Origin of the sequence: Tsukamurella sp. DT100 (genome assembly GCF_049844855.1) — a bacterium.
Lineage (GTDB): Bacteria > Actinomycetota > Actinomycetes > Mycobacteriales > Mycobacteriaceae > Tsukamurella.
Genome location: NZ_JBNCLV010000010.1, coordinates 25,462 through 51,572 on the forward strand (window position 1 = coordinate 25,462; position 26,111 = coordinate 51,572).

Annotated in this window: 28 protein-coding genes; 20 read left to right on the forward strand and 8 right to left on the reverse strand. The window is 71.8% G+C overall.

The features are described from left to right. The first annotated feature begins 11 nt into the window (after positions 1 to 11). From alr to tsaE, 3 genes are read left to right on the forward strand one after another with little or no spacing between them, the layout of a single operon-like run. Positions 12 to 1,151 (forward strand): alanine racemase, encoded by a 1,140-nt coding sequence (gene alr, locus ACLQ3K_RS21315; protein ID WP_426001457.1) that lies wholly within the window; start codon positions 12 to 14, stop codon positions 1,149 to 1,151. Further along, a complete protein-coding gene (locus ACLQ3K_RS21320; protein ID WP_426001458.1) occupies positions 1,148 to 2,218 on the forward strand; it encodes an alpha/beta fold hydrolase in 1,071 nt (356 codons plus the stop codon). The genes alr and ACLQ3K_RS21320 overlap by 4 nt, the downstream gene beginning before the upstream one ends. Beyond that, positions 2,215 to 2,667 carry a tRNA (adenosine(37)-N6)-threonylcarbamoyltransferase complex ATPase subunit type 1 TsaE gene (gene tsaE / locus ACLQ3K_RS21325; RefSeq protein ID WP_426001459.1) on the forward strand — a complete coding sequence of 151 codons (453 nt, stop codon included), beginning with the start codon at positions 2,215 to 2,217 and terminating at the stop codon, positions 2,665 to 2,667. The genes ACLQ3K_RS21320 and tsaE overlap by 4 nt, the downstream gene beginning before the upstream one ends. A 12-nt stretch (positions 2,668 to 2,679) precedes the next feature. Here tsaE and ACLQ3K_RS21330 read toward each other — a convergent pair whose 3' ends face one another. Further along, positions 2,680 to 3,312, reverse strand: a complete 633-nt coding sequence (locus tag ACLQ3K_RS21330) for a 4a-hydroxytetrahydrobiopterin dehydratase (protein WP_426001460.1) — start codon at positions 3,310 to 3,312, stop codon at positions 2,680 to 2,682. A 6-nt stretch (positions 3,313 to 3,318) separates the two neighbouring features. Between ACLQ3K_RS21330 and ACLQ3K_RS21335 the strand changes: the two genes are divergently transcribed. After that, positions 3,319 to 5,643 (forward strand): DUF222 domain-containing protein, encoded by a 2,325-nt coding sequence (locus ACLQ3K_RS21335; protein WP_426001461.1) that lies wholly within the window; start codon positions 3,319 to 3,321, stop codon positions 5,641 to 5,643. A 25-nt stretch (positions 5,644 to 5,668) separates the two neighbouring features. On the opposite strand, the gene ACLQ3K_RS21340 is transcribed toward ACLQ3K_RS21335, so the two are convergent. Together ACLQ3K_RS21340 and ACLQ3K_RS21345 are read right to left on the reverse strand one after the other, a co-directional pair. Then, positions 5,669 to 6,532 carry an alpha/beta fold hydrolase gene (locus ACLQ3K_RS21340; protein WP_426001463.1) on the reverse strand — a complete coding sequence of 288 codons (864 nt, stop codon included), beginning with the start codon at positions 6,530 to 6,532 and terminating at the stop codon, positions 5,669 to 5,671. Further along, the gene (locus ACLQ3K_RS21345) at positions 6,529 to 6,882 is read right to left on the reverse strand and encodes a DUF2834 domain-containing protein (RefSeq protein ID WP_426001464.1); all 354 of its coding nucleotides are present in this window, start codon (positions 6,880 to 6,882) and stop codon (positions 6,529 to 6,531) included. Before ACLQ3K_RS21345 ends, ACLQ3K_RS21340 begins: the two co-directional genes overlap by 4 nt. A gap of 79 nt (positions 6,883 to 6,961) precedes the next feature. On the opposite strand from ACLQ3K_RS21345, the gene ACLQ3K_RS21350 reads away from it, so the two are divergent. From ACLQ3K_RS21350 to tsaD, 4 genes are read left to right on the forward strand one after another with little or no spacing between them, the layout of a single operon-like run. Next, positions 6,962 to 7,591 (forward strand): TetR/AcrR family transcriptional regulator, encoded by a 630-nt coding sequence (locus ACLQ3K_RS21350; RefSeq protein WP_426001465.1) that lies wholly within the window; start codon positions 6,962 to 6,964, stop codon positions 7,589 to 7,591. Between the two features lie 49 nt (positions 7,592 to 7,640). Continuing rightward, on the forward strand, positions 7,641 to 8,231 hold the full coding sequence (gene tsaB, locus ACLQ3K_RS21355) for a tRNA (adenosine(37)-N6)-threonylcarbamoyltransferase complex dimerization subunit type 1 TsaB (protein ID WP_426001466.1): 591 nt from the start codon (positions 7,641 to 7,643) through the stop codon (positions 8,229 to 8,231). Beyond that, positions 8,224 to 8,694: a ribosomal protein S18-alanine N-acetyltransferase gene (rimI, locus tag ACLQ3K_RS21360; RefSeq protein ID WP_426001467.1), complete on the forward strand. Its 471-nt coding sequence runs from the start codon at positions 8,224 to 8,226 to the stop codon at positions 8,692 to 8,694. The genes tsaB and rimI overlap by 8 nt, the downstream gene beginning before the upstream one ends. Then, complete coding sequence (gene tsaD, locus ACLQ3K_RS21365; RefSeq protein WP_336671247.1) at positions 8,691 to 9,725, forward strand: tRNA (adenosine(37)-N6)-threonylcarbamoyltransferase complex transferase subunit TsaD; 1,035 nt, start codon at positions 8,691 to 8,693, stop codon at positions 9,723 to 9,725. The genes rimI and tsaD overlap by 4 nt, the downstream gene beginning before the upstream one ends. A gap of 10 nt (positions 9,726 to 9,735) precedes the next feature. On the opposite strand, the gene ACLQ3K_RS21370 is transcribed toward tsaD, so the two are convergent. Continuing rightward, positions 9,736 to 10,164, reverse strand: coding sequence for a MarR family winged helix-turn-helix transcriptional regulator (locus ACLQ3K_RS21370; RefSeq protein WP_336671246.1), 429 nt, complete (start codon positions 10,162 to 10,164; stop codon positions 9,736 to 9,738). 139 nt (positions 10,165 to 10,303) lie between these two features. On the opposite strand from ACLQ3K_RS21370, the gene ACLQ3K_RS21375 reads away from it, so the two are divergent. Further along, positions 10,304 to 11,791, forward strand: coding sequence for an MFS transporter (locus tag ACLQ3K_RS21375; protein ID WP_426001468.1), 1,488 nt, complete (start codon positions 10,304 to 10,306; stop codon positions 11,789 to 11,791). A gap of 109 nt (positions 11,792 to 11,900) precedes the next feature. After that, positions 11,901 to 12,164, forward strand: a complete 264-nt coding sequence (locus tag ACLQ3K_RS21380) for a (4Fe-4S)-binding protein (protein WP_426001469.1) — start codon at positions 11,901 to 11,903, stop codon at positions 12,162 to 12,164. Positions 12,165 to 12,170: 6 nt separating this feature from the next. Here the strand turns inward: ACLQ3K_RS21380 and ACLQ3K_RS21385 are convergent, their stop codons facing one another. Then, positions 12,171 to 13,031 carry a cupin domain-containing protein gene (locus ACLQ3K_RS21385; protein ID WP_426001470.1) on the reverse strand — a complete coding sequence of 287 codons (861 nt, stop codon included), beginning with the start codon at positions 13,029 to 13,031 and terminating at the stop codon, positions 12,171 to 12,173. 72 nt (positions 13,032 to 13,103) lie between these two features. Between ACLQ3K_RS21385 and ACLQ3K_RS21390 the strand changes: the two genes are divergently transcribed. After that, the gene (locus tag ACLQ3K_RS21390) at positions 13,104 to 13,796 is read left to right on the forward strand and encodes an alpha/beta hydrolase (protein WP_224651245.1); all 693 of its coding nucleotides are present in this window, start codon (positions 13,104 to 13,106) and stop codon (positions 13,794 to 13,796) included. 45 nt (positions 13,797 to 13,841) lie between these two features. On the opposite strand, the gene ACLQ3K_RS21395 is transcribed toward ACLQ3K_RS21390, so the two are convergent. Then, positions 13,842 to 14,300 (reverse strand): MarR family winged helix-turn-helix transcriptional regulator, encoded by a 459-nt coding sequence (locus tag ACLQ3K_RS21395; RefSeq protein WP_374201365.1) that lies wholly within the window; start codon positions 14,298 to 14,300, stop codon positions 13,842 to 13,844. A gap of 61 nt (positions 14,301 to 14,361) precedes the next feature. Here ACLQ3K_RS21395 and ACLQ3K_RS21400 point away from each other — a divergent pair, with 61 nt between their 5' ends. Together ACLQ3K_RS21400 and ACLQ3K_RS21405 are read left to right on the forward strand one after the other, a co-directional pair. Beyond that, positions 14,362 to 15,912, forward strand: coding sequence for an MFS transporter (locus ACLQ3K_RS21400; protein WP_426001471.1), 1,551 nt, complete (start codon positions 14,362 to 14,364; stop codon positions 15,910 to 15,912). Positions 15,913 to 15,959: 47 nt separating this feature from the next. Next, positions 15,960 to 17,708, forward strand: a complete 1,749-nt coding sequence (locus ACLQ3K_RS21405) for a DUF2339 domain-containing protein (RefSeq protein ID WP_426001473.1) — start codon at positions 15,960 to 15,962, stop codon at positions 17,706 to 17,708. Here ACLQ3K_RS21405 and ACLQ3K_RS21410 read toward each other — a convergent pair. Continuing rightward, positions 17,669 to 18,115 carry a hypothetical protein gene (locus ACLQ3K_RS21410; protein ID WP_426001474.1) on the reverse strand — a complete coding sequence of 149 codons (447 nt, stop codon included), beginning with the start codon at positions 18,113 to 18,115 and terminating at the stop codon, positions 17,669 to 17,671. The genes ACLQ3K_RS21405 and ACLQ3K_RS21410 overlap by 40 nt on opposite strands. A gap of 102 nt (positions 18,116 to 18,217) precedes the next feature. Between ACLQ3K_RS21410 and ACLQ3K_RS21415 the strand changes: the two genes are divergently transcribed. The 4 genes from ACLQ3K_RS21415 (at position 18,218) to groL (ending at position 22,637) form a co-directional block, all read left to right on the forward strand. Next, positions 18,218 to 19,045: a helix-turn-helix domain-containing protein gene (locus ACLQ3K_RS21415; protein ID WP_426001476.1), complete on the forward strand. Its 828-nt coding sequence runs from the start codon at positions 18,218 to 18,220 to the stop codon at positions 19,043 to 19,045. A 42-nt stretch (positions 19,046 to 19,087) separates the two neighbouring features. Then, positions 19,088 to 20,461 carry a DUF445 domain-containing protein gene (locus tag ACLQ3K_RS21420; RefSeq protein ID WP_426001478.1) on the forward strand — a complete coding sequence of 458 codons (1,374 nt, stop codon included), beginning with the start codon at positions 19,088 to 19,090 and terminating at the stop codon, positions 20,459 to 20,461. 170 nt (positions 20,462 to 20,631) lie between these two features. Further along, positions 20,632 to 20,931, forward strand: a complete 300-nt coding sequence (gene groES, locus ACLQ3K_RS21425) for a co-chaperone GroES (protein ID WP_068528650.1) — start codon at positions 20,632 to 20,634, stop codon at positions 20,929 to 20,931. Between the two features lie 98 nt (positions 20,932 to 21,029). Beyond that, complete coding sequence (groL, locus tag ACLQ3K_RS21430) at positions 21,030 to 22,637, forward strand: chaperonin GroEL (protein WP_224650269.1); 1,608 nt, start codon at positions 21,030 to 21,032, stop codon at positions 22,635 to 22,637. Positions 22,638 to 22,713: 76 nt separating this feature from the next. On the opposite strand, the gene ACLQ3K_RS21435 is transcribed toward groL, so the two are convergent. Beyond that, positions 22,714 to 23,016, reverse strand: coding sequence for a WhiB family transcriptional regulator (locus ACLQ3K_RS21435; protein ID WP_224650256.1), 303 nt, complete (start codon positions 23,014 to 23,016; stop codon positions 22,714 to 22,716). 418 nt (positions 23,017 to 23,434) lie between these two features. Between ACLQ3K_RS21435 and ACLQ3K_RS21440 the strand changes: the two genes are divergently transcribed. From ACLQ3K_RS21440 to ACLQ3K_RS21450, 3 genes are read left to right on the forward strand one after another with little or no spacing between them, the layout of a single operon-like run. Continuing rightward, positions 23,435 to 24,271 (forward strand): hypothetical protein, encoded by an 837-nt coding sequence (locus tag ACLQ3K_RS21440; RefSeq protein ID WP_426001479.1) that lies wholly within the window; start codon positions 23,435 to 23,437, stop codon positions 24,269 to 24,271. A gap of 20 nt (positions 24,272 to 24,291) precedes the next feature. Beyond that, complete coding sequence (locus tag ACLQ3K_RS21445; protein WP_224650252.1) at positions 24,292 to 24,864, forward strand: sigma-70 family RNA polymerase sigma factor; 573 nt, start codon at positions 24,292 to 24,294, stop codon at positions 24,862 to 24,864. Position 24,865: 1 nt separating this feature from the next. Next, positions 24,866 to 26,077 carry an anti-sigma-D factor RsdA gene (locus ACLQ3K_RS21450; RefSeq protein WP_426001480.1) on the forward strand — a complete coding sequence of 404 codons (1,212 nt, stop codon included), beginning with the start codon at positions 24,866 to 24,868 and terminating at the stop codon, positions 26,075 to 26,077. Positions 26,078 to 26,111: the final 34 nt, after the last annotated feature.

The following is a 26,111-nucleotide window of genomic DNA, read 5'->3' on the forward strand; positions in this document are numbered from 1 at the left end:
CTGACAGCGCCATGAAGACATCGATTCCCGCGACCGGGCTGGAGCGGCTGACCGCGCAGATCGACCTGGGCGCGGTCGCGCACAACACACGGATCGTCGCGGATCACGCGCCGGGAGCCGCGGTGATGGCGGTGCTCAAGGCCGACGCCTACGGCCACGGCGCCCTGCCCGTCGCTCGGGCGGTGCTCGCCGGCGGCGCCACCGAGATCGGCGTGACCACTGTCGACGAGGCCGTCGCGCTGCGCGAGGGCGGCGTCACCGTGCCGCTGCTCAGCTGGCTCAGCACGAGCGGCTTCGAGCGGGCCATCGACGCCGACGTGCGGATCGGCATCAGCTCGCCGCGCCAGCTGGCCGCCGTCGTGGCCGCCGCGCAGAACGTCGGCCGCCCCGCCACGGTGCACGCCAAGATCGACACCGGGCTCAGTCGCAACGGGGTCTCCGCCGCGGAGTGGGTCGCCACCCGCGACGCGCTCGTCGAGGCGGAGCGCGCCGGCACCGTCGAGCTGCAGGGCGTCTTCACCCACCTGGCCCACGGCGACGAGCCGGAGCGCCCGTTCCTCGACGTCCAGCGCGACGCGCTCGCCGCCACCGTCGCCGACGCCCGAGCGCACGGCCTGACGCCCACGCAGGTGCACGCCGCGAACTCCGCGGCCGCGCTGACCCGCCCCGATCTGCACTTCGACCTGGTCCGCCCCGGCATCGCCCTCTACGGCGGGGTCCCGGTGCCCGGCAGGGACTTCGGGCTCCGGCCGGCGATGACCTTCGCCGCGCCCGTCATCCTGATCAAACGGATCCGCGCAGGCGACGGGGTCAGCTACGGGCACAGCTGGATCGCGCCGCGCGACACCGTCGTCGGGCTGATCCCCGCCGGGTACGCGGACGGGGTGTGGCGCCCGCTGAGCGGCCGCATCGAGGTCGCGATCGGCGGCCGGCGTTTCCCGCAGGTCGGCCGAGTCTGCATGGACCAGAGCGTGATCGACCTCGGGCCCGACGGCGGCGGGGTGTCCGAGGGTGACACCGCCGTCCTCTTCGGCGACGCGCCCGGCGCCGATGTCGCCGCCGATTGGGCGGAGAAGGTCGGCACCATCGACTACGAGATCCTGACCGGCGTGCGCGGGCGCGCCGTCCGCACCTACACGGGGGACCTGTGAACGACGACCGCGGCCGCATCCACATCCCCGAGCGCCTGCCCGGGCCCGCCCTGCTCGCCGGCCTCGGCACCGGCGTCGCCGTTGCCGCGCTGACGGGGATCGCCGCCGCCGCAAGGCTTCTCGGCGTCCGCGGCGCGGGCGACGACCCCGTCTCGCCCGACGACCTGGTCTTCCGGTCCGACCGCGAGTCGATCGTCATGAGCCCCGACGGTGTGCCGCTGCACGTCCGCGAGGTCGGCCCCCGGACCGCGCCGGTGACGGTGCTGTTCGTGCACGGCTTCACGCTGCGGACCGCGTCCTGGGTGCTGGTGCGGAACGAACTGCAGGCCCGCTGGGGCGACGACGTGCGGATGGTCTTCCCCGACTGCCGCGGCCACGGCGATTCCGGCTCCTGCACACCGGAGCAGAGCACCGTCGCCCTGCTCGGCGACGACATCGCCACCGTCCTGCGGGCCCTTGTGCCCGAGGGGCCGGTCGTGCTCGCCGGGCACTCGATGGGCGGCATGGCGATCTGCGCGTTCGCGACCGGACATCCCGAGCTGGTCGGCCCGAGGGTGGTCGGCGCGTCGCTGCTCGGAACCGCGTCGCACGCCCTCACCGATGTGGGACTCGCTGCGGCGCTGCGCAACCCGGTGCTCGACGTGATGCGCGCGGCCATCCGTTTCCTGCCCTCGGTCGTCGGCCGGGGCCGCGAGGTGATCAAGCCGCTCGCGACGCCCTTCGTCACCGCGGGGGCCTACGCGCCCGGCGATCGGAGCGCGACCATGACCGACTTCTCGTCGACCATGAGCCTGTCGGCGCCGCTCGGCACCTACGCGGGTTTCATGCCCGCGCTGGAGGAGTACGACGAGCGCGGCGCGCTCCCGGTGCTGCGCCGCATCGCGACGTCGGTCGTGTGCGGCGACCACGACTGGATGACGCCGCTGAGCAAGTCGAAGGCGCTCGCCGACGAACTCGACTCCGAGCTCATCGTGCTCGCGGAGACGGGGCACATGTTGATCCTCGAGTCCGCGCCGCGCGTGGCGCGGGCGATCGCCGACCTCGTCGCGCGGGCGGTGCCGCAGTGAGCCGACCGGTGCGGGGCGAGCGGGTCCTGCCCGAGGTTGAGGACACCGAGGCCCTCGGCCGGGAGCTCGCGGGTGAGCTCGCCGCGGGCGACCTCGTGATCCTCGACGGTCCGCTCGGCGCCGGGAAGACCGCGCTGACCCGCGGGATCGCCGCCGGGCTCGGCGTGACCGGGCGGGTCTCGTCGCCGACGTTCATCATCGCCCGGGAGCACCGTCCGGGCGCGTCGGGCGGCCCGGGTCTCGTCCACGTGGACGCCTACCGCCTCGGCGGCCTCGACGAGCTGGACGCGCTCGACCTCGACACCGACCTCGAGGACTGCGTCGTCGTCGTGGAGTGGGGCGAGGGCGTGGCCGAGCGCCTCGCCGACCGGCACCTCATGGTCCGCCTGCGGCGGGCCGAGGGCACCGACGTCCGCACCGTCGCCTGGGAGTGGGTCGACGGGGCCTGACCCCGGGCTCGTTCAGGGCCGGCCCGCGACGGTGCAGATGCAGGCGTGATTGTCCTGCGCGTCCGCGAGCACCCAGAAGCTGGGGGCATGCGTGCCGGACACCAGCCGGCCGCCGGCCGCGACCGCGGCGTCGATGCGGCCCCGCGCCTCCCGCGGGTCGACCCAGACGTCCAGGTGGAAGCGCTGGCGCGGGGGCTCGTGCGCGTCGGTGCGCTGGAACCAGAGAATCGCGTCGGCGCCGTGCGCGCGGATCTCCAGATCGCCGTCGTCGTCCTGCACTTCGGCGCCGAGCACCGCAGACCAGAAGGGTGCGATCTCGGCGGCGTCCGCCGTGTCGAGGCCCAGCTCTACCACCGACGACTCCCCGGGATTCGCGGTGATCTCCCGCTCGCGCGCGATCTCCGAGAACCGCGCGGCGAGCCGGCGGTCCCGGTCGGTGACGCCGCCGGCGTCGTGGCTGTAGAGCAGGACGTCGACGGTGCCGTACCGCAGAGTGAGGTCGGGGTGGTGGTTCACGGCCTCGGCCGCGGCGGCGAACGCGGTCACCAGCTCGAGCCCGGCGGTGAAGTCGCGGGTGCGGAACCGGGTGTGCAGGCCGCGGACGAGCGGCGCCCAGTCGGGGAGAGGATCGGTGTTCTCGCTCATGACTCCATGGTGCTCCCCGGCACCGACAAGTTCGCGCGATCCCTCATGTTCGGCTCTTGCAATCACATCGAACAGGGGTACGATGAAGGTGTGAACGGATCCAGCGCGTTGACGAACCTGCCGGAGGCTCTGGTGCCGTCGGGGTTGGCCGACGGTGCGGCGGGTTCCGGGGTGTTGGAGTCGGTACTGGTGGCGCAGCGACGGTCGGAGTGCGTTGCGTTCTGTCGGACGATGTCGGCGGTGTATGCGCTGTTCCGAGACCGGTACGGGGAGCGGGAGTCGGCATTCCTGGCGTCGGATCCGATCGGTGGCGCGGATTTCTATGCGGTGCGGCGGGAGCTGTCGCTGGCCTACGAGGCCGTGAAGGCGGAGATCTCGGTGGCGCTGCGGATCGGGCCGACGGCCACGGAGACGGTGATCGAACAGGCGGTGGGTTTCGTCGAACGCCTGCCGCGGGTGTTCGCGTTGATCGGCCGTAATGTGCTCTCTCCGCGGGGCGGGATGGAGGCGCTGAGCCGCGCGCGGGCTCTGACCGGGGCGCAGGCGGTGGAGTTCGATGAGCGGCTCGCGGAGCTGCTGGTCGCGGATCCGCTGCAGCTGGTGTCGGTTCCGGCGTTGCGGGAGGCGGCCGATCATCTCGTTCACGAGATCGATCCGGTGGCGGCGGAGCGTCGGCGGCGGATGGCGGAGGAGGACCGCCGGGTGACGTTCCGTCCGGCGGAGGACGGGATGGCGGCGGCGTACGCGCTGCTGACGGCGCATGAGGGCCTCGAGCTCGGGGTGCGGGTGGACGAGATCGCCGAGACGGTGTGCGAGTCGGACCCGCGGACGGCGGCGCAGCGGCGGGCGGACGGGCTGATGATGCTGGTGCGCGGGTACGTCACGCTGGGCTGCTGGTGCACGGTGCCGGGCTGCCCGTTGCGGGAGGCCCGCCCGGTGGGGGACGCCGGCCCGGACGACGAGGGTGTGCGGGTGGTGACCCGGTACCGCACGTTGATCCACGTGGTGGTGAACGAGAAGACCCTCGCCGACCCGGGCAACAGCGATGCGGGGTTTCTGATCGGGCACGGCCCGATCACCGCGCAGTACGCCCGTGATCTCGCGGCCCGTGACGACGCGTTGCTGCGCCCCTTCGGCGAGGAACTCCCCGATACGAGCGAGATCGAAAAGGGCGGCGCTGCGGCACAGGTCGCGGCCCCGAGCGATCCGGAGGCGAACCGCGATATCGAGCTGGGCGCAGACGGCGCCGGCACCGCGAGCGCTCCCTCAGGCGAGGTTGCCGATGTCGTTGCCGATGCCGCGTGCACCGGCGGGGCGTCGGCTGCAGCGGATCCCACGCAGCCTGCCGCGAATGAGATCTCGCCCGCTGATGCTGATCACGACCGCGGCCACGACCACGACCACGACCAGCCTGAATCTCCGGCCCGGCCATCGTCCCGGCAGCCGCGGGCGGCGTGGTTCCGCGCGACCGGTATCGACATGACCCACCGCGAACCCGCCGGCGTTCTGCTCGCCGCACGGTGTTGCCACGCAGGCCCCGCCGTGATCGCCGACTCCGCGCTCGAGGCCGAGGTTGACGATGCACCCGAGTCCGCGTCCGAGACGCTGGATCTGCAGCCCGCAACGTCTGCCGAGGCGACGGCTACGGAGTGTGATTCGCCTCCGCGGGTCGATGAACCCGCCGCCGAAGCCCAGGGGACAGCTCTGCCGTCACCCGTCCCGCCAGCAGTGAGCGCGCGGGTGCTGGTGATCGCGCAGGGCAGCAGCGGATACCGGTTCTCCGCCGATCTCACCCGCTACCTCGTGTTGCTCTACCCGCGCTGCGTCTTCCCGCTCTGCACCCGGCCGGCTTCGCGCTGCCAGATCGACCACGCCCGCGAGTACGACCACCGCGACCCCGGCCGCGGCGGCGCCACCACGGCCGGCAACGGCCAGCCCCTCTGCGTGCCCCACCACCAGCTCAAGACCGCCGGCCTGTGGACCGATGCCCGCCTGCCCGACGGCCGCATTCTCTGGATCGGTCCCACCGGCGAGCGGATCATCGTCGACCCCACCCGCACCATCCTGGCCCTGTTCCCCGACCTGGCCCGGATCGCCTGGATCACACCCGAAGCTGCCTCGCAACGGAAGGCGCCTTCACCCGGCGGCCCCACCCGGCTCCAGAAGGAACACGCCCGACGCGAACGGCTGCGCGCCGCACACCTCGACGCCCTCGTCCGTGAGCGCGACGAACGCGAGAACGTCAGTTCCGTCGAGCACCACCTCGAGACGGTCCTCGCCGGACGGAATCCCGCGCATCACCCACCGCCGGACGAACCCCCGCCCTTCTAGTGGTCGGGAGCGCTCGGGGCGGGAGCTACCGGGTGGGTAGCGCGGCGATCTCGGTGATCGCCCGCACGACGGCCTGCGGATCGTCGAGGGAGACGAAGGTGCGGGCACCGTCGACCTCGACGAACCGGGTGCCGCCCGGGCGGTCGTCCCCGAAGGCGGCGGCGAGGCGGCGGCCCAGCGCGGGCGTGAAGCACCGATCGGCCGTGCCCCACACGAGCGTGACCGGTCCGGGGAAGTCGCGCATCGTCGGCGAGACCCGCGCCAGATCGGGCGGATCGATACCGGCGAGCAGCGTCGCGAGGTCGGCGCGGATCTTGGCGGCCACCTTCGTCGGTCGCACCCAGGACGCGGTCACGCCCGGGTCGGGATCGGTGACGAGCAGCCCGAAGCCGACCGGCGAGTGCCGCAGCGCCGTCGAGCCCAACATCGCCATCATCGGGCGGACCAGCGCGCGACGGCTCAGCAGCGCGAAGAACGTCGCGAAGGGCTGCGGCGGAAAGACCTCGAAGGCATCGCAATTGGTGAGCACCACCCGGCCGATCAGCTCGGGCCGATGATGCAGCACGTACTGGCAGACCGCGCCGCCCGTGTCGTTGCCGACGAGGGTGCAGCCCTGCAGGCCCTGGTCCTCGATGAAGTCGGCGACCATGCGGGCGACGCCGCGCGGACCGTCGGCCACTGCTTTCGGGCAGGCGATGCGGTGCGAGCCGAGCGGCCAGGTGACCGACCAGCACCAGTGCCCCGCCGCGCCGAGCGTGCCGGCGACGCGATCCCAGAGCTGCAGGTCGACGACCGCGCCGTGCACGAACAGCACGGGCGGGTGGTCGGAGGCCTCCGGCCCGTAGACGTGGAAGTCGACGGTGCCGGTGGGGAGCGAGGCGAGGCTCATGCGGGCACTCCGGACGGCGCGGGCGCGGCGTCGCCGGTCGCCCGGGCGGCGCGGGTCTCGCGCAGGTAGAGGTACAGGGGGAGCGACAGCGAGAGCCCGACGAGGCAGGTCGCCGGGATCACGAGCCACCAGCGCCGCACGTCGAGCCGCTGAGCGTCCGCCGACGACCAGACGAGGAAGACGACGATCGACAGCAGCACGTCGGCGGTGAAGCCCGAGGCCGCTCCGTTGGGGAACAGGCTCCTGAGGAACAGGGGGAGGTCGAGCCCCTCCGCGGCGAAGAAGCCGCCGAATAGGACCCACGGCACCACGGTGCCGATCACCATCATGACCAGGTAGAACCACCGCATGGCACACCCTTCCGAGAGTCGGGGGCTAGAGTCGGAGCGAAGTTACGAACACTCGGTATGAAAGTTACGTGCAGCCTGTATGGAAGTCAATGGTGAAGATCGGGGCGGCCGCCGGACCCAGGCGGAGCGCACCGCCGCGACCCGCACCGCGCTGATCGCCGCGGCCCGCGAGCTGTTCGCCGAGCACGGCTACGCCGGCGTCGGCACCCAGGCGATCGTCGAGGCCGCGGGCGTCACCCGCGGCGCGCTCTACCACCAGTTCGGAGACAAGCGCGGACTGTTCGAGGCCGTCTTCGACGCGGTGGAAGAAGAGAGCATCGGGGCCGCCGGACGGGCCGCCGTGGCGGCCGCGGAGGATCTCGGACCGGTCGACACCATGCTCGTCGCCGTCGACACCTTCATGGCCGCCATCGCCGATCCCGGCGTCACGCGGATCACCATGATCGACGCCCCCGCGGTGCTCGGGTGGGAGGGTTGGCGCGCCCGCGGCGAGAAGTACGGGCTCGCGGTGATCGAGTCCCTGCTCGCCGGGGCGATGGACCAGGGGCACATCACCCCGGAACCGACGCGCCCACTCGCGCACGCGCTGCTCGGGATGCTCGACGAATCCGCTTTGTACATCACCCGGGCCGCCGATCCCGACGCCGCGCTGGCCGAGATGCGCGCCGTCATCGCTCGCGTGGTGCGCGGGCTGATGCTCCCGCACTGACGCCCGAGCGGATTCGGGGTGCGCGGCGCCGAGGCGGTAACCTGCAGGTATGTACGTGCTCGCCCTGGACACCGCCACGCCGGCGCTCACGGTGGGCGTCGTCGACTCCGAGACCGGCGCCGTGCTCGCCCGCCGCGACCGCACGCACGCGCGCGGCCACGCCGAGGTGCTCGTGCCCTACCTGCTCGAATGTCTCGCCGAGGCAGGACTGGAGCGCGCCGACCTGGGCGCCGTCATCGTCGGCTGCGGCCCCGGCCCGTTCACGGGCCTGCGGGTCGGCATGGCCACCGCCGCCGCCTTCGGCGACGCCCTCGGCATCGAGGTGCACGGCGTGTGCAGCCTCGACGCCATCGCCGCCGAGGCGCTCACGCGGAGCGAGAGCGGCGACGTGGTCGTCGTCACCGACGCCCGCCGCAAGGAGGTCTACTGGGCCCGCTACGCCGACGGTGTCCGCACGGAGGGTCCGGGTGTCATCAAGCCCGCGGAGCTGGACGTCGACGGCGCGCGGACCGTCGAGGGATCGCCGACGCCGGCGAGTCTGGTCGCGGTCGGCAGGCATCTCCTCGGCACCGCGCCGCAGCCGCTCGTGCCGCTGTACCTGCGCCGCCCCGACGCCGTCGAAACGGCCGCGCGTGCCTGAGATCCCGATCGGACCACTGCGTCCCGACGAGGCCGAGCGCTGCGCCGAACTGGAGACCGTCCTGTTCGCCGGCGACAACCCCTGGCCCGCCTCGGCGTTCACGCCCGAGCGACACACCCGCTTCTTCGCCGCCCGCGACGACGCCGCGGGCGGCAGGCTCGTCGGCTACGCCGGCATCGGCCTGCTGGGCAACACCTTCTTCCCCGAGTCCGAGGTGCTCACCATCGGCGTCGACCCGGAGTATCAGGGCAGGGGAGTGGGATACGCGCTCCTGCGCACTCTCCTCGATGAGGCCGACCGGCACGGCGGCGCCGTCTTCCTCGAGGTGCGCACCGACAACGACACCGCCCGGACGCTGTACGAGCGCAACGGATTCGCCGTCGTCGGGGTGCGGAAGAACTATTACCGGCCATCCGGGGCCGACGCGTACACGATGAAGCGGGAAGCGCAGGTGAAGCGATGATCGTCATGGGTGTCGAGAGCTCGTGCGACGAGACCGGCGTCGGCATCGTCGACTGGGATCCGGAGTCGAAGACGGCGCGGCTGCTCGCCGACGAGGTCGCCTCCTCGCAGGAGGAGCACGCCCGCTACGGCGGCGTCGTTCCCGAGGTCGCCTCGCGCGCCCACCTCGAGGCCATCGTGCCGACGATGCAGCGCGCCCTCGCCGCGGCCGGCGTCGACCGGCCCGACGCGCTCGCCGTCACCATCGGACCCGGCCTCGCGGGCGCCCTGCTCGTGGGCGTCGCGGCCGCGAAAGCCTATGCGGCGGCGTGGGACGTGCCCTTCTACGGACTCAACCACCTGGGCGGACACGTCGCCGTCGACACCCTCGAGCACGGCCCGATGCCGCCCTGCATCGCGCTGCTCGTCTCCGGTGGGCACACGCACCTGCTGCACGTGACCGATCTCGGCGCCCCGATCACGGAGCTCGGTACCACCGTCGACGACGCCGCGGGGGAGGCCTTCGACAAGGTCGCCCGCCTGCTCGGCCTCGGCTATCCCGGCGGACCCGTGATCGACGAGCTCGCGCGCCAGGGCGACCCGAAGGCGATCCGGTTCCCGCGCGCCATGACCCGGCAGCAGGACGCCCGGCACGACTTCTCCTTCAGCGGGCTCAAGACCGCGGTCGCGCGGCACGTCGAGGCGGAGAACGCCGCGGGCCGCCCGCTGAACGTGCCCGACATCGCCGCGTCCTTCCAGGAGGCGGTCGCGGACGTGTTGACCTTCAAGGCGATCCGCGCCGCGCAGGACGTCGGCGTGGAGACGATGGTGCTCGGCGGCGGCGCCACCGCGAACTCGCGCATCCGCTCGCTCGCGCAGGAACGCTGCGACGCCGCGGGCATCGAACTGCGCGTGCCCAAGCCGCGGCTGTGCACCGATAACGGCGTGATGATCGCGGCGCTCGGCGCGCACGTCATCGACGCGGACCCGACGCCCACGGATCTCGGCGCCGCGACCGACCCCGGGCTCTCGGTCACGCTCACGAAGTTGTAGGCGGGGGTCCTCAGGCCTCCCCGGCGCGCGCGGCGAGCGCCGCGTTGAGGGCGGTGAGGCCGGAGATCAGCGCCTCGCGGTCGGTCTCGTCGAGGTCGGCCATGATCGACCCGATGCCGCGCAGCTTGACGTCGCGGTCGCGCTGGAACGCGGCCCGTCCGGCGGCGGTCGCGCGGATGCGTTTCGGGCCGGAGACGGCACCGTCGGCCTCGAGCAGGCCGTGCTCGATGGCCTTGTTGACCTGCCTGTTCACGGTGGATTGCTCCAGCTCGAGCTCGGTGGCGATCTCCTTGAGCGTGCTCGGCCCGGCGTAGTCGAGCAGCAGCAGCACCATGTACGCCGAGCGGTCGAGGTGCAGCTCCATCGACCGCGGGCGCGCCCGCATGTGCCGCCCGAGGGCGGTGATCTCCCGCTCGAGGCGGCGCGCCGCGTCGTCCATGCTTCCTCCTCGAGGATCGATGCGCCGATTCTGTCAGGCGTGGAATGTCCGTGTTGCACGGTGCGCGCTCGAGGCATATGGTTGCACAGTTCAACGATATGTATGTTACACACATTCAATCGTTCCCCCACGTATAGAGGTGGTCCCCGTGACCAGCACCGCTACCGGACAGGGCGCGCTCGCATCGAGCGGCTCCCGCCGGAACCACCCACTCGTGACCGTGATCATCCTGTGCTTCGGCGGCATGGTCGCCGCGCTCATGCAGTCGCTCGTGATCCCGATCCAGCCCGAGCTGCCGCAGCTGCTGAACACCTCGACGGCGAACGCCTCCTGGGTCATCACCGCCACGCTGCTCGCCGCCGCCGTCGCCATGCCCATCGGCGGCCGCCTCGCCGACATGATCGGCAAGCGTCGCGTCCTCATCCTCAGCGCCGCGCTGCTCGTCGCGGGCTCGCTCGCCGCGGCACTGTCCACCGGGCTGCTCCTGATGCTGCTCGGCCGCGTGCTGCAGGGCCTGGCCATGGCCTTCATCCCCGTCGGCATCTCGATGATGCGCGAGGTCACGCCCCCGGCGATGACCGCGACGGCCGTCGCCGCCATGAGCGCGACCCTCGGCGTCGGCGGCGCCATCGGCCTGCCGCTCTCGGCGTGGATCGCGCAGACCTACGACTGGCACATGCTGTTCTGGGTCTCGACGGTGCTCGCCGGGCTCATCCTGGCCGCCGTCCTGTTCGTGCTGCCCGACGGTGCCCCCGGCGTCGGCGGCCGGATCGACGTGATCGGCTCGATCGGCCTCGCCGTCGGCCTCGTGGCGACCCTCGTCGCCGTCTCCAAGGGCAACGACTGGGGCTGGACGTCCGGCACCACGCTCGGACTGCTCGTCGGCGGCCTCATCGTGCTCGTCGCGTGGGGCTTCTTCGAACTGCGGCACGACGATCCGCTCGTCGACCTGCGGACCTCCGCGCGGCCCCGCGTGCTCATCACCAACATCGCGACCGTGACCATCGGCTTCGGCATGATGGCGATGATGCTCTGCGTCCCGCAGATCATGGAGTATCCCACGTCCACCGGTTTCGGCCTGGGCAAGAGCATGCTCGAGGCGGGCCTGTGGATGATGCCCGGCGGCATCATGATGATGATCTTCGCGCCGGTCTCCAGCATCCTCATCAAGAAGGTCGGCCCCGCCGTGACCCTCGCCATCGGCGCGTTCGTCGTGGCCGGCGGCTACGTGCTCGCGTACTTCCTCATGGACGCCGCGTGGAAGCTCTCGCTCGCGTCGATCGTGGGCACCGTCGGCGTCGCGATCGCCTACGCCGCCATGCCCACGATCATCATGTCCTCTGTGCCGCAGAGCGAGACCGGCGCCGCGATCGGCCTGAACGCGCTGATGCGCTCGTTGGGAACCACGATCTGCTCCGCCGTCGCCGCCGCGATCATCTCCGCCAAGTCGGTGACGATGGCCGGACACGTGATCCCCACGCAGGGCGCGTTCGAGACGATCTTCGTGGTCGCCGCCGTCGCCGCGCTGCTCGCCGGCGTCATCGCGCTGATGATCCCCAAGCCCCAGGTGGAGGACCCCGCCGAGACGGACGCTCCGGCCGAGGTCGCCCCGGCCGCTGCGAAGTAGCGCTCCGCGACGGTATTCCTCCGCGCGACTGATCCCGCCCCGTTCGTCCTGGAACACGGCGGGATCCGTCGTCCGGTGAGAGAATCGGTGGCAGGACGAGGAGGTCGTCATGACCGAGGGCACCGACCGGCCGCGCATCATCGAATACGCGGGAAACGGATTCGTCATCACCTGGGAACCGGCTCGCTGCCGGCATGCGGCGGAGTGCGTCCGGGGACTTCCCACGGTCTTCGACAACACGCGCCGTCCCTGGATCGTCACCGACGGTGCCACGGTCGACGAGGTCGTCACCGTCGTCGACCGGTGTCCGAGTTACGCGCTCGGCTACCGCACCGCCGACGGGCGGTGGCGATCCGCGCCCGCGGGGGCGTGAGGACCGCTACTGCTGCGCGCGCCAGCGCAGGGGAGGGGTGCCGAAGCGGCGGTGGAAGGCCCGGCTGAAACCCGCCTCCGACGCGTAGCCCACCGCGCGGCCCACTTCCGCGACGGGGGAGTCGGTGTCGCGCAACAGTTCTGCTGCCCGATCGAGTCGCCGCGCGGCGACGTACGCGGCCGGCGGCACGCCCAGCGAGCGGGTGAACCGTGCCGCCAAAGCCGACCGTGACAAGGCGGCGACGCGGGCGAGTTCGTCGATGCTCCACGGGTGTTCGGGGTGCGCGTGCACCGCGGTCAGCACCGGTCCGAGCCTCGGGTCCATCGCGGCGGTCAGCCAGCCGGGGCCGGACTCCGCTCCCGCCGCCCACTGGCGCAGTGCGTGGATGAAGAGCAGGTCGAGGATCCGCGCCGCCATGACGTGGCTGCCCGGGCTCGGCGAATCCGTCTCGGCGAGGAGCAGTTCCAGGCTCGCGCGCAGCCACTGCGCGTCGGGCGCCGCCCCCGAGCAGTGGATCACCGGTGGCAGCACCGCGAGCACGGGGTCGGCGACGGCGTGGTCGGCGGTGAACTCGCCGGTGACCCAGTCCGCGCCCGCGGGACCGGACAGCACGTGCTCGTCGCCCCGGGGGAGCAGCGCCATGTCGGAGGGGCCCAGCGCCACCGGCGTGCCGCCGACGCGCACCGTCATCCCCTCGGATACCGCGAGGTGGACGACCCGCCGTCCTGTGATGCGCAGGCTGACGGGCCGGGTGGAGGACCCGCGGCGCACGCGGTCGCCGCGCAGGTGCACGGCGCGAAGCAGCGCGCTGAGGGCGTCCGGCGCATCGTCTGGACGATCGGCAAAGAAAGAGGGTGAATCAGGCATGGTATTTGACCTTGCATCCTTCTAGCGTGGACAGGGCAAGGATAAGCCACTGCACACGAAAGGTCACTACCGATGACGAAGCCCACGATCGTCCTGGTCCACGGATTCTGGGGCGGGGCCGCCCACTGGGGAGATCTCATCGTCGAGCTGCGTCGCCGCGGCTACCCCGAGCTGCGGGCCGTCGAGAACCCGCTCACCTCGCTCGCCGACGACGCCGAGCGCACGCGGAAGATGGTCGCGCAGGTCGACGGCCCCGTGCTGCTCGTCGGCCACTCCTACGGCGGCGCCGTGATCACCGAGGCCGGGAACCAGCCCAACGTCGTGGGCCTGGTCTACGTCGCGGCCTTCGCGCCCGACGCGGGCGAGAGCCCCGGCGCGATCACCGAGCAGCACCCGCCGGCCGCCGTCGACGCGATCGCCCCCGACTCCGACGGCTACCTGTGGATCGCGCAGGACCGCTTCCGCGACAGCTTCGCCCAGGACCTCGACGAGGATGCCGCGCTCGTCATGGCCGTCACGCAGAAGGCCCCGCTCGGCTCGACGTTCGGCGACACCGTGACGGATCCGGCCTGGCGGCACAAGCCGAGCTGGTACCAGGTGTCCACGCAGGATCGGATGATCCACCCGGACAACGAGCGCCGGATGGCCGAGCGCATCGGCGCCCGCGAGGTGATCGAGCTGGACGCGAGCCACGCCTCGTTGGCCTCGCATCCCCGCGAGATCGCGGATCTCATCGACCGCGCGGTGGCAGGCCTCGACGGCTGACCGTCGGCTCGTCACTCCGAGCCGAAGTTCACTCCGAGCCGAGGTTCACTCCTCGCCGCAGAGGTACTCCCGCATTCCGCACTCGGCCGATTCGGCACGCAACACCGCGCGCTGGGTCGGCCGAGCCGCGTCGTAGCGCTGACGGCCGCTGTCGGTGATGGCGGTGAACACCGACCGTCGATCGCTCTCGCACATGCTGCGGGTCGCGAGGCCGTCCTTCTCGAGGCGCGCGACCAGACGCGAGAGCGCCGACTGGGAGAGGTGCACGTGCTCGGCCAGGTCGGCCATGCGCACGTTGGCGCGGTCCCCGGCTCGGGCCAGTTCGAGCTGTTCGAGCACCTCGAACTCCGACGAGGTCAGCTCGTGCGCCGCGAGCGCGCGGTCGAGCGCGCAGGTCATGCGGGAGTAGTCGCGCATCAGCCGGTGCCACTGCTCGGCCAGCGCGTCGTCCGCGGGGGTGCAGGTGCTCACGTCGACCGGGGCGACGTCGCCTTTGACGCTCATGCCCGCAGTCTACACCGGACCGACGCAAAATATTCCTGCGCATTAAATGTGGACACATTTAATGCGTGCGCATAGAGTCTCCGGAGTGACCACGACACACGAACCCCCGACAGCACCGTCGAACCCGACCCCCGGGAGGGAAGAACTCCACGTCACCACCGCCTCCGGCTGGACCTCCCGGACCTGGCTGCTCCTGCTCGTCCTCTGCGGCGCCCTGTTCCTCGACGCCCTCGACATCTCGATGGTGGGCGTGGCGCTGCCCTCCATCAAGGCCGCCCTCGGCATGGACCCGTCGTCCCTGCAGTGGATCGTCTCCGGCTATGTCCTCGGCTACGGCGGCCTGCTGCTCCTCGGCGGTCGCGCCGCCGACCTGATCGGCCGGCGTCCCGTCTTCCTCGGCGCCGTCCTCGTCTTCGGCGTGGCCTCTGTCGCCACCGCCTTCGTCGACATGCCGACCGCGCTGATCGCGCTGCGCTTCATCAAGGGCGTCGCCGCGGCCTTCACCGTTCCCGCCGGCCTGTCGATCATCACCACGACCTTCGCCGAGGGCCCGGCCCGCAACAAGGCCTTCTCCATCTACACGGTCGCCGGAGCCTCCGGCTTCTCGATGGGCCTCGTCTTCGGTGGCCTGCTCACCGAGGTCTCCTACCGGCTCACCCTGCTCTTCCCCGGCCCGGTCGCCCTCGCGCTGGTCATCCTGGGGTGGAAGGTCATCCCGCGCACCGCACCGCCGGAGACCTTCGCCTTCAAGCGCTTCGACGTGGCCGGTGCCCTGACCTCGACCGGTGCCCTGCTGATCCTCGTCTACACGGTGGTCCAGGCGCCGCACCTCGGGTGGACCTCGCCCACGGTGCTCACCCTGTTCGCCGTGTCCGCGCTGCTCGCGGTCGCCTTCGTGGTGATCGAGGCCAAGCACCGGCACCCGCTGGTCCGGCTGGGCATCCTGCGCTCCGTCCGGCTGGTGCACGCCAACCTCGCCGGCTTCGTCATGTTCGGCGGGTACGCGGCCTTCCAGTTCCTGGTCACGCTCTACGTGCAGGACTCGCTGGGCTGGAGCCCCGTCGCCATGTCGCTGGCCTTCCTGCCCGCCGGCCTGCTCGTGGTGGCCTCGGCGACCAAGATCGACGCCGTGCTCGACCGCGTGAACAGCACCGTCCTCGTCGCCGTCGGCCTCACCGCCTTCCTCGGCGCGTACGTCTGGTTCCTCCGCGCGGAGGCCGGCGCCAGCTACTGGCTGTTCCTGTTCCCGACGATCCTGCTGCTCGGCGTCGGCTTCGCCCTCACCTTCCCGGCCGTGAACTCGCAGGCCACCGAGGGCGTGGACGACGACGAGCAGGGCCTCGCCTCCGGCCTGCTCAACACCTTCATCCAGGTGGGCGGCGCCGTGATGATGGCCGTCGTCACCGCGATCACCACCAGCGCGGGCGCACAGGCCGTGCCGGGGCAGCTGCTGCCCGGCATGACCACCGCCATCGCCGTGGTCGTCGGGCTCACCCTCGTCGGCCTCGCGGGCACGGTGACGATCCTCGCCCTCGCCCGCCCGGGCAGGTCCGACGGTGCCGACTCCGCTCCCGGAGTGAAGGCCGAGGTGGGAAGTACCGCCGTCGACTGAGTAGTCCTACGCTGCCGCGCCGCACCCCGGCGCGGCAGCGTAAGGGCATGCCTCAGAACGCCCCGCAATCAGACGCCCGGATCGCCCGGCTCTCCACCGAACTCGACATCACCGTCCGCCGACTGCAGTGGATGCAGGCCGAGCTCGGCGTGCTGCAGCGGCCCGTCGCCGCCCCCGTCCTCATCAGCCAGGCGCAGCGGCCGGCGCCGGCTCCCGTGCCGGCGCCCCAGCCGCGCCCGGTGCCGCCGCCTCCGCCGATGCCCTTCCCGGCGCCCGCGCCCGCGCGGCCGGTGCGGCCGCCCGTCTTCACGGTCGCGCGGGTGCTCGCCGGAGCGGGCGTGCTCGTGACGCTGATCGGTGTCGCGCTGCTCCTCGTCCTCGCCGCGCAGGCGGGGCTCCTCGGCCCGGCGGTCCGCGTCGGCCTCGGGACCGCGCTCGCCGCGGGCCTCCTCGGCGCCGCGCTGTGGCTGCACCGGCGCCCCGGCGGACGAATCGGGTCCATCGCCCTCGCCGCCACCGGCGTCGCCGCGGCCTACCTCGACACCGTCGCCGTCACCGGGATCTACGAGTGGGTGCCCCCGGTCGTGGGCCTCACCCTCTCGGGCCTCATCGCACTCGGCGGGCTCGCGCTCGCCCAGCGGTGGCGCAGCCAGTGGCTCGGGATCGCGCTCTACGCCCCCGCCTATCTGCTGGCGCCGCCGCTCGCCGACAACGCCTACCTGCTCGGCGGCTTCACCCTGATCCTCGCCATCGCCTCGATCGGCGTCTCGCGGCCGGCCGCGTGGCCGTGGCTGCACGTGGTCCGCTCGGCCGGCACCTCGCTCACCCTCGCGGCGCTCGCCCTCGGCGCCGGATCGGCCGACGCCCTCCCGATCCTCGGCGCGACGGTGCTCGGCGCCGTCGTCGGCCTCCTCGCCGCCGCCGACCCCGAGGCCCGCGCCGGCCGGTGCTGGGCGCTGGTCTCCGCCGGGATCGTCTCCGCGGCGCCGGTGCTGCTCGCGATGATCGCCGTTCCCGACTGGGCGGCCGCGTTCGCCGCGCTCGCCCTGGTCGCGGCGACGATCGCCCTCGGCCTCCTGCCAGGCACAGCGCCCGCGGTCCGCGGCGTGTGGTTCGGCGTCGCCGCCTTCGTCGCGCTCATCGGGTCCGTGGTCTGCACGCCCGCCGCCTCGCTGCCCGCGGTGCTGCTCGCCCTGGGGACCGGCGCACTGATCGCCGCCGGCCGCGAACCGTCGGCCTGCTGGGCCGGCGCGGCCCTCGGCGGCATGGGCCTCGCCGTCGCGCTGGAGCGGTACGGCGCGACGACGACCCTGCTCGACGAGGCCGTCCGCCGCGGCGCCGGCACCGCCCCCGCGATCGCGGCCGCGGCCCTCGCACTGGTCTTCGCCGTCGTCGCCGCATGGCGACTGCTGCCGCAGGTGCCGGAGGAGAGCCGGAACCTCGTCGGCGTGGTCTGCGGCGTCGCGGCCCTGGGCGCGGCGACCGCGCTGCTCGCGAACCTCGGCTGGGCGCTCGGCGGTGCGGAGGGCGCCCGCTGGGGCCATGGCGTCGCCACCGTCGCCTGGATCACGACCGGCGCGTACCTGCTGTTGCAGCGGCGCCACGACTGGGTCGCGGCCGGGAACGTCGCCGGGCTCGCGCTCATCGGCGGGGCCGTCGCGAAGCTCTTCCTCTTCGACCTCGCCGCCCTCGACGGTGCGGTCCGCGTGATCGCCTTCCTACTGGTCGGCATCACCCTGCTGGGGGTAGGCGCGGCCTACGCGGCCCGGTCGGATCGCCCGCGACGGGTCGCCTGACGGGATCGGACGATTCCAGCGGCGGCATCCGCCAGCCCGACGGTCGCGTACGCGCCGGTGATCGCCACCATCATGCGTCCGGCGCGACGCGACTCGACGTCGTGCGCCGCGCCGAGCCGGACGAGTCCGTTCACGGTGTCGACCACGTCGATGAGCAGGCCGAGGCGTCGCCACCGCGCCCGCGTCGCGGTGTCGCCCGTGACGTAGCCGAGCCCGATGGCGAGGGCCCGCACCCCGAACACTCCGATCAGATAGTCGGTGTGCGGCGCCCCCAACGACGGCGCGCCCGCGATTCGCAGATTGATCCGTGGGGCGAGCACCGCTGCGGAGCCCCAGGCGATGCGGCCGGCCGCCATCGCGGTGAAGGCGGGCGAGAGTCGGTCGGAGGTGGTGATCGCGGAGGTCATGGCGACGAGTCTCGCGGCGACATCGCCGCGCGTCGATTACCTACGAGGTAATGCGGTCGCTGATCGTCTCGGGTTAGCGTCGGAGCTGTGACGTGCGGCGCGATGATCAGGGAGTGGCGCGTCCGGCGGCGTCGCACACAGTTGGACCTCGCGCTAGCGGTGGGTGTCTCCGCACGCCACCTGAGCTTCGTGGAGACCGGACGTGCACGACCGAGCCGGCGCCTCGTGACCGCGCTGGGGGAGCAACTCGAGATGCCTCTCGGCGCTCGCAACGAGGCCTTGCTGGCCGCGGGATTCGCGCCGGCCTACTCGGCGCACGCCCTCGACGATGCGCCCATGCGGCCCGTCCGCGCAGCGCTCGAGACGGTTCTCGCCGCCCACGCGCCCTACCCCGCGCTGGTCCTCGGCGAGGGATTCGACCTGGTGACCGCGAACGCCGGGACCGCGCTTTTCGTCACGGGTGTCGACGCCGCGCTGCTCGCCGCGCCACTCAACGTCATGCGGCTGACGCTGCATCCCGACGGTCTCGCGCCGCGCCTGCTCAACCACGCGCAGGTGCGGGAATCCGTGCTCACCCGGGTGCGCCGCTCGTACGACCGCACCGCGGACCCCCGGCTCGGTGAGCTGTACCGCGAGCTGAGCGGCTACCCGGCGCCGACAGGCACCGTCGAACCCGATCCCGCGCGCGGGGTCTTCGTCCCGTTCCGGATGCGGGACGATGACGGAGCCGAGCTGGCTTTCGTCAGCACCCTCACCACGTTCGGCGGCCCGCACGACGTGGTCCTCGAGAGCCTCGTCCTCGAGGCCTTCTATCCGATGGACGAGGCGACCCGCCGCCGGCTCGACCGCGTCGCGGGCCGGCGGGACGAACGGATCGAGAAGGCTCTGGAGCGGGCACCGCACCTCGCGGGATACCTCTCCCTCGTGTGATTCACATCACGTTCACCGAACGTCGTGCGTAGGGTGTCCGCCATGCAGACCTGGGCCGAGATCACTGCGGACGTTCAACGGAACTGGCTCATCTACCTGTCCATGCCGATCATCGCGGCGCTCATCGGCTACGGGACCAAGGTGGTCGCGATCCGGATGATGTTCCGGCCGCACCAGTTCAAGGGCATCGGCAAGCTCGGCTGGCAGGGCATCATCCCGAAGCGGGCGCCGCAGATGGTCGAGGTGCTGTGCGACACCCTCACCGACCGGCTGGTCTCGGCGTCGGACATCCTCGAGAAGGTCGACGCGGACGAGCTGGGCGATCGCATGGAGCGGCAGCTGCGCCGTGAGGTCGCGCGGATCGTGCCGGAGGTGGCCGCCGAGTACCAGCCCGCGCTGTGGAACCTGCTGCCGTCGACCGCCCAGGAGTTGGTGATCCAGCGCGCCCAGGTCATCGCGCGGGACCTCATTCCCAAGCTGGTCGCGGCGATCCGGGAGAACATCGACGAGGTCTTCGACCTCAAGGAGATGGTCACGCGCGAGGTACTCGCCGACCCGGACGTGCTCGAGAAGATGTTCCTCGACGTGGGCCGGCGCGAGTTCGCCTTCATCCGCAACAGCGGCCTCGTCTTCGGCTTCTTCATCGGCCTGCTGCAGGCCGCCTGCTGGGCGCTCTTCCGCAATCCGTGGATCATGCCGCTGTTCGGCCTCTTCACCGGCTGGTTCACCGACTGGGCCGCGCTGCGGCTGATCTTCAACCCGAAGGAGCCGAAGAAGTACCTCGGCTTCATCCCGTGGCAGGGCCTGTTCCAGAAGCACCGCATCCCCGTCTCCGAGGAGTACGGCGCGCTCATCGCCACCCGCGTGCTCACCGCGGAGCGGCTGGTCCGCTCGCTGTTCACGGGCCCGCAGCGCGACCAGCTGGTGACCGTCGTGGCGGGCGTGCTGCGCGAGGCGATGGAGGACGAGATCCCCAGCGTCGAGAAGGCGCTGCGGAGCAACGCGCAGAACCTCGGGCTCGACAAGGTCGGCGTCGGCCCGCTCACGGCGGGGAACCTGGTCGGCGTGGTCGCGGACGCGGTGGGGATGGTGGGCGGCGCGGTCGGCGGGCAGGTGGGCAGGGTCGTGGGCGGCCTCGACATGGCCCAGATCGGGCCGATGTCGCGCGCGGGCGCGGACGACTTCGTCGCGTCGATGCCGGTGATGCTGGGGGACGCCAACGACTATCTCGACGCGAAGCTCGACATCCGCACGACGATGGTGCAGAAGATGGCGGCGATGACCCCCGACGAGTTCGAGGGCGTGCTCCGCCCGGCGTTCCAGGCGGACGAGAAGACGCTCATCATGGTGGGCGCGATCCTCGGCTTCCTCGTCGGTGAACTGCAGGTTCTGATGGTGGAGCATCTCACCCACTGAATTGTCCGAACACCGCCCTTGAGTGCTAGCACTCCCATCGGTAGAGTGCTAAGTGGTTCGTGTGCGCGGGGAGATCCGCGCGCACAAGGTGACGCCGGCACCCGCGACGACGGCTGTGACTTTCGGGCCACCCTGACATACAGAAGATTTTCCACACATGGAGGCGAACTGTGGCGAGCGTGAACATCAAGCCGCTTGACGACAAGATCCTGGTGAAGGCCACCGAGGCCGAGACCACCACCGCGTCGGGCCTGGTCATCCCGGACACCGCCAAGGAGAAGCCGCAGACCGGCACCGTCGTCGCCGTGGGCGAGGGCCGCGTGACGGAGCAGGGCAACCGGGTTCCGACCGGCATCAACGAGGGCGACACCGTGCTGTTCAGCAAGTACGGCGGCACCGAGTTCAACTACGACGGCGAGGAGTACCTCGTGCTCTCCGCGCGCGACGTCCTGGCCGTCATCGGCAAGTAACGGCGCACACGTGCGAATTCCGGACCGCCCCGCCCCTGGGAATCAGCCCGGGACGGGGCGGTCCGGCCGTTTCCGCAGAGCTTGAGGAGCTTTGAAACATGGCTAAGCAAATCGCATTCGACGAGTCGGCGCGCCGCAGCCTGGAGGCCGGTGTCGACGAGCTCGCCGACGCGGTCAAGGTCACCCTCGGCCCCCGTGGCCGCCACGTGGTGCTGGCGAAGGCCTTCGGCGGCCCCGTCGTCACCAACGACGGCGTGACCATCGCCAAGGAGATCGAGCTGGAGGACCCGGTCGAGAACCTGGGCGCCCAGCTGGTGAAGTCCGTGGCGACCAAGACCAACGACATCGCCGGCGACGGCACCACGACCGCCACCGTGCTCGCACAGGCGATCGTCAAGGAGGGCCTGCGCAACGTCGCGGCCGGCGCCAACCCGATCGAGTTCGGCAAGGGCATCGGCGCGGCGGCGGACAAGGCCGCCGAGATCCTGGTCTCGCAGGCCACCCCGGTTGACGGCGAGAAGGCGATCGCGCAGGTCGCGACCGTCAGCTCGCGCGACGCGGAGCTGGGCGCGATGATCGGCTCCGCGATGACCAAGGTCGGCGCCGACGGCGTCGTCACGATCGAGGAGAGCTCGGGCGTCGAGACCGACGTCGTCGTGACCGAGGGCGTGCAGTTCGACAAGGGCTACATCTCCCCGAACTTCGTCACGGACCTCGAGGAGCGCAAGGTCGTCTTCGACGACGCCCTGGTGCTGCTGGTCCGCGACAAGATCACGTCGCTGCCCGACTTCCTGCCGCTGCTCGAGAAGATCCTCGAGACCGGCAAGCCGGTGCTGATCGTCGCCGAGGACGTCGAGGGCGAGCCCCTGTCGACCCTGGTGCTCAACACCCTGCGCAAGACCATCCGCGCCGTCGCCGTGAAGGCGCCGTTCTTCGGTGATCGCCGCAAGGCCTTCCTCGAGGATCTCGCCATCGTCACCGGCGGCACCGTCATCAACACCGACCTAGGCCTGAGCCTGGCCACGGCCGGCATCGACCTGCTGGGCAGCGCCCGGCGCGTCGAGGTGACCAAGGACGCCACCACCATCGTCGACGGTGCCGGCTCCTCGGAGGACGTCAAGCAGCGCGCGGCGCAGATCAAGGCCGAGATCGAGAACAGCGACTCCGACTGGGACCGCGAGAAGCTCTCCGAGCGCCTCGCGAAGCTGGCCGGCGGCGTGGCCGTGATCCGCGTGGGTGCGCACACCGAGACCGAGCTCAAGGAGCGCAAGCACCGCGTCGAGGACGCCGTCTCCGCCGCGCGCGCCGCGGTCGAGGAGGGCATCGTCTCCGGCGGCGGCACCGCGCTGGTCAAGGTCAGCGCGCAGCTGGCCGACCTCGAGGACGGCGCCGAGGGCGACTTCAAGCTGGGCGTGCGTGCCTTCCGGCGCGCGCTGACCGCCCCGCTGTACTGGATCGCCACCAACGCCGGCGAGGACGGTGCGGTCATCGTCAACCAGGTGACCGAGACCGGCAAGGGCTTCAACGCCGCCACGCTGGTCTTCGGCGATCTCATCGCCGACGGCGTCATCGACCCGGTGAAGGTCACCCGCAGCGCCGTGGTGAACGCCGCGTCGGTGGCGCGGATGATCCTCACCACCGAGGTCACCGTCGTCGACAAGCCGGCCGAGCAGGCCGAGGACGCGCACGCGGGCCACTCCCACTAGGAGCGGCTCCCGAGCTCGCGCAGAACGGAGCGCCCCCGACCGGCCGGTCGGGGGCGCTCCTGCGTTCCGTGGGGCGTCAGCCCGCGATGCGGCTGGTCTTGACCCGCGACTTCGACGCGAGGGCTGCGCGCTCCGACTCCGACAGGCCGCCCCAGATCCCGTAGGGCTCGGCGACGGTGATCGCGTGCGCGCGGCACTGGGCGAGGACGGGGCACGTCCGGCACAGCTCCTTGGCGCGCCGCTCGCGCTGCGCACGGGCCCGGCCGCGCTCGCCGTCGGGATGGAAGAACACCGAGCTGTCGACCCCGCGACACACGCCGTGCATCTGCCAGTCCCAGAAGTCCGAGTTGGGACCGGGGAGCTCGTTGGGTTGAGGCATGCGCATTCTCCAAACACTCGGCGGTCTCGCGGGCGTGGAAACGTCGTTGTTCCTCTCGCGCTCTCACCGTAGGCAGTTCGCTAGACGAAGGTCAACCCGCTCGGGGGTATCCGGGGGGTGATTCGATCAGCGTGAGAATTAACGTCGTGTTCATTCATCCCGGCGGTATGCATCCTGGGAATTGCGACCGTGAACCGAGTGTCCTGTGAGGGATTCCTGCAGGTGATGCTATGTTTCGATTTATCGTACGCCGTAACGATGGATGGTTCGGTGGCGGTCGACGGGCCGGAATCGCCTTACATGCCGGTAACGTCAACGCCTGTGAACGGCCTCCGTGCGCCATTGTCACGCCTGCAAATTCTGGAAGGTTAAATCTTTGGAAACTGGACAGTCAGGCGCCTCCACGGAGGCGCTCCTCGTGGCGGCGTTCGGAACGGACTGCGGTCCCGTCGGGCCGCTCGACGGTCCGCAGGGACGGGCGTGGCTGCGGGCGGTGGCGCTGGCCGGCGCCGGGCGGTTCGCCGCCGCGCGCGCCCTCACCGCGGGGGTGTCCGACGGTTCCTTCGGATCCGCCGCCCGGTGTCTCGAGGCGTCGATGCTGCGGCAGTCCGGCCGGCACCGCGCCGCCACGGTTCCCGACGCCGCCGCATTGGCGATTGCATACACAGGGTGTGAACAACCTGTGTACGGCATGAGCGTGGCATTGACGATCGACGCGACGGTGGGGCTCGCGGCGGACGCCCTGGGGACCGGACGGTACGCCCTCGGTGCGCGGCTCCTCTCGCGCGCCGACGAGCACCTCGCGGCACACGACGCCGGTGCGGCCGCGACGGCCGGGGCCGACGGTGCGCCGTCGGGGCCGGTCCCGTGGTGGGCAGTGCCCCGCGCCCGGCTGCGCCGGGACTGGGTGGCCGCAGAGCTCGCCGTGTACTCCGGGGACACCGCGGGCGCGGCGGACGCCGTCGACGCCCTGCTCACGGCCGATCCGGGACCGGGCCGCCCGCGTCATCACGCGAAGACGCTCCTCATCGCGGGCGCCGCGGCGATGGCCTCGGGGCAGGCCGACCGGGCCGCGGAACTTGTCGAGAACGCGTACCGGGTCGCCACCGAGTCGGTGTTGAATCCTCTAAGGTGGGCCGGTGCGAAAATGATGAGCGGCACGTCAGGGGAGGAGCGGGGCGCGGGGGCGGCACGGATCGCGGCTGCTCTGGAGGAGGAATGGGTTCGTGATGGCGCGGATCTGGCAGGGGTGTAACGGCGGAATGCAGGCTGGCGATGAATCTGACAGGTGAGGAGCTCGACCGGGCCGTGCGCGAAGCAGCGCAGGGCGACAGGTCTGCGCTCGCAGATGTTCTCGACACCATCCGACCCCTCGTCGTGCGGTACTGCCGTGCGCGGGTCGGGGGCGGCGAGCGTCACTCGCTGTCGGCTGAGGATCTCGCGCAGGAGGTGTGCATGGCTGTGATGACGGCGCTGCCCCGTTATCAGGACCAGGGGCGTCCCTTCATGGCGTTCGTGTACGGCATCGCCGCGCACAAGGTCGCGGACGGCTTCCGGAACGCCTCGCGTAACAAATCCGACCCCGTGGGCGAGATTCCAGAGAGAGCGTCGCTGGAAGGCGGGCCCGAGAGCCACGCGCTCGCCACCGAGGCGAGCCGTGACATGGCCCGACTGCTCAGCACGCTCCCCGAGAAGCAGCGCGAGATCCTGATCCTCCGCGTGGTCGTCGGCCTGTCGGCCGAGGAGACCGCGGAGGCCGTGGGCGGTACCGCCGGTGCCGTTCGCGTGGCCCAGCACCGCGCGCTGACCAAGCTGAAGAACCAGATCGCGAAAGAAGGTGAGAACTGACATGGCCGACGAGAACAACAGGGGCGACAACCACGGGGGCTTCGACCCGCACGACCCCGAGCGCACGGCCGCTCACCGTCTGGGTCCGCCGATGCGCCCGATGCGGCCCGGTGCACCTCTCGACCTGGGAGCCGACGACACCGGCTTCGTCGACCGCGTCACCGACGACGGCGCGCCCGTCGACGTCGCCGCGGTCCGCCGCGACGACGACCTGATCGAGGCGCTCGCGGCCGGCGGTGCCGTCACCACCGCGGATCAGACCGAATTCGCTCTCGCGTCGCTGCTCGCGGACTGGCGCGACGAGATCGTCACCACGCCGGTCCCGGCCGGCCCGTCGGTCGACGAAATGGTCGCCGCCATCGGAACCGGGCGCCGTACGCGGGGCTTCCGCCCGGCGCGGCCCACCCGTCCGGTGCCCCCGCCTCCGGCCCCCGCGGCCGACGGCCCACCGTCGGGCGACGGGAACGGCGACGTGACGCCGATCGGTGACGCCCCGTCGCGGCGCGGCAAGCGCTTCGGCCTGGTGGCCGGCGCGGCCGCCGCTGCCGTGGCGATCCTCGGCGGCGGCACGGTGCTCGTGAACTCCGCGAGCCCGGGCGACGGTGCGCTGTGGAGCGTCAAGGAGGTCGTCTTCTCGGACGCCGCCTCGCAGACGATCGCCACCTCGGAGGCGAAGGCGCAGCTCGAGAGCGCGGACAACGCGATCGACTCCAGCAACCAGGCGGAGGCGCAGGCCGCGCTGGTCAGCGCCCGGCAGCAGGCCGCGAAGGTGAAGAACGAGAAGGACCGCGCCGCGCTCGAGGAGCGGATCCGCGCCGCGGAGGCGCGCGCCGGGCTGCCGGTCGGATCGACCGACCTGCCCACCTCGACGCGACCGCCGTCACCGTCGCCCTCGCCGTCGGTTCCGCCGACGTCGACGACGGAGCCGACGGTCACGCTGCCGACGGAGCCGACCCGCCCGACGACGCCGACGTACCCGACCCGGCCGACCACGCCGACGACGACGGTGCCGACCACGACGCCGGAGCCGACGACCACGACGCCGACCACCACGACGGCGCCGACGACGACCACGGCCCCGACCTCCGCGACGGAGCCCACGACGCCGACGACGACCACGACGCGGCCCCGGCCGACCGCCACGACGACGACCACGACGGCCGCGGCCGGGTCGATCCTGACGGTCGTGCCGGAGGACTGGCTCCCGCGGTAGCGACCGCATGACGAACAGCGAAGGCCCCCACCGC

Coding starts and splice junctions, on each gene's coding strand:
- alr (WP_426001457.1), top strand. CDS start 12: ATGAAGACATCGATTCCCGCGACCGGGCTGGAGCGGCTGACCGCGCAG.
- ACLQ3K_RS21330 (WP_426001460.1), bottom strand. CDS start 3,312: ATGAGCGAGAACACCGATCCTCTCCCCGACTGGGCGCCGCTCGTCCGC.
- ACLQ3K_RS21335 (WP_426001461.1), top strand. CDS start 3,319: ATGGTGCTCCCCGGCACCGACAAGTTCGCGCGATCCCTCATGTTCGGC.
- ACLQ3K_RS21340 (WP_426001463.1), bottom strand. CDS start 6,532: ATGAGCCTCGCCTCGCTCCCCACCGGCACCGTCGACTTCCACGTCTAC.
- ACLQ3K_RS21345 (WP_426001464.1), bottom strand. CDS start 6,882: ATGCGGTGGTTCTACCTGGTCATGATGGTGATCGGCACCGTGGTGCCG.
- ACLQ3K_RS21350 (WP_426001465.1), top strand. CDS start 6,962: ATGGAAGTCAATGGTGAAGATCGGGGCGGCCGCCGGACCCAGGCGGAG.
- tsaB (WP_426001466.1), top strand. CDS start 7,641: ATGTACGTGCTCGCCCTGGACACCGCCACGCCGGCGCTCACGGTGGGC.
- tsaD (WP_336671247.1), top strand. CDS start 8,691: ATGATCGTCATGGGTGTCGAGAGCTCGTGCGACGAGACCGGCGTCGGC.
- ACLQ3K_RS21370 (WP_336671246.1), bottom strand. CDS start 10,164: ATGGACGACGCGGCGCGCCGCCTCGAGCGGGAGATCACCGCCCTCGGG.
- ACLQ3K_RS21380 (WP_426001469.1), top strand. CDS start 11,901: ATGACCGAGGGCACCGACCGGCCGCGCATCATCGAATACGCGGGAAAC.
- ACLQ3K_RS21385 (WP_426001470.1), bottom strand. CDS start 13,031: ATGCCTGATTCACCCTCTTTCTTTGCCGATCGTCCAGACGATGCGCCG.
- ACLQ3K_RS21390 (WP_224651245.1), top strand. CDS start 13,104: ATGACGAAGCCCACGATCGTCCTGGTCCACGGATTCTGGGGCGGGGCC.
- ACLQ3K_RS21395 (WP_374201365.1), bottom strand. CDS start 14,300: ATGAGCGTCAAAGGCGACGTCGCCCCGGTCGACGTGAGCACCTGCACC.
- ACLQ3K_RS21400 (WP_426001471.1), top strand. CDS start 14,362: ATGCGTGCGCATAGAGTCTCCGGAGTGACCACGACACACGAACCCCCG.
- ACLQ3K_RS21405 (WP_426001473.1), top strand. CDS start 15,960: ATGCCTCAGAACGCCCCGCAATCAGACGCCCGGATCGCCCGGCTCTCC.
- ACLQ3K_RS21410 (WP_426001474.1), bottom strand. CDS start 18,115: ATGACCTCCGCGATCACCACCTCCGACCGACTCTCGCCCGCCTTCACC.
- ACLQ3K_RS21415 (WP_426001476.1), top strand. CDS start 18,218: ATGATCAGGGAGTGGCGCGTCCGGCGGCGTCGCACACAGTTGGACCTC.
- ACLQ3K_RS21420 (WP_426001478.1), top strand. CDS start 19,088: ATGCAGACCTGGGCCGAGATCACTGCGGACGTTCAACGGAACTGGCTC.
- groL (WP_224650269.1), top strand. CDS start 21,030: ATGGCTAAGCAAATCGCATTCGACGAGTCGGCGCGCCGCAGCCTGGAG.
- ACLQ3K_RS21435 (WP_224650256.1), bottom strand. CDS start 23,016: ATGCCTCAACCCAACGAGCTCCCCGGTCCCAACTCGGACTTCTGGGAC.
- ACLQ3K_RS21445 (WP_224650252.1), top strand. CDS start 24,292: ATGAATCTGACAGGTGAGGAGCTCGACCGGGCCGTGCGCGAAGCAGCG.
- ACLQ3K_RS21450 (WP_426001480.1), top strand. CDS start 24,866: ATGGCCGACGAGAACAACAGGGGCGACAACCACGGGGGCTTCGACCCG.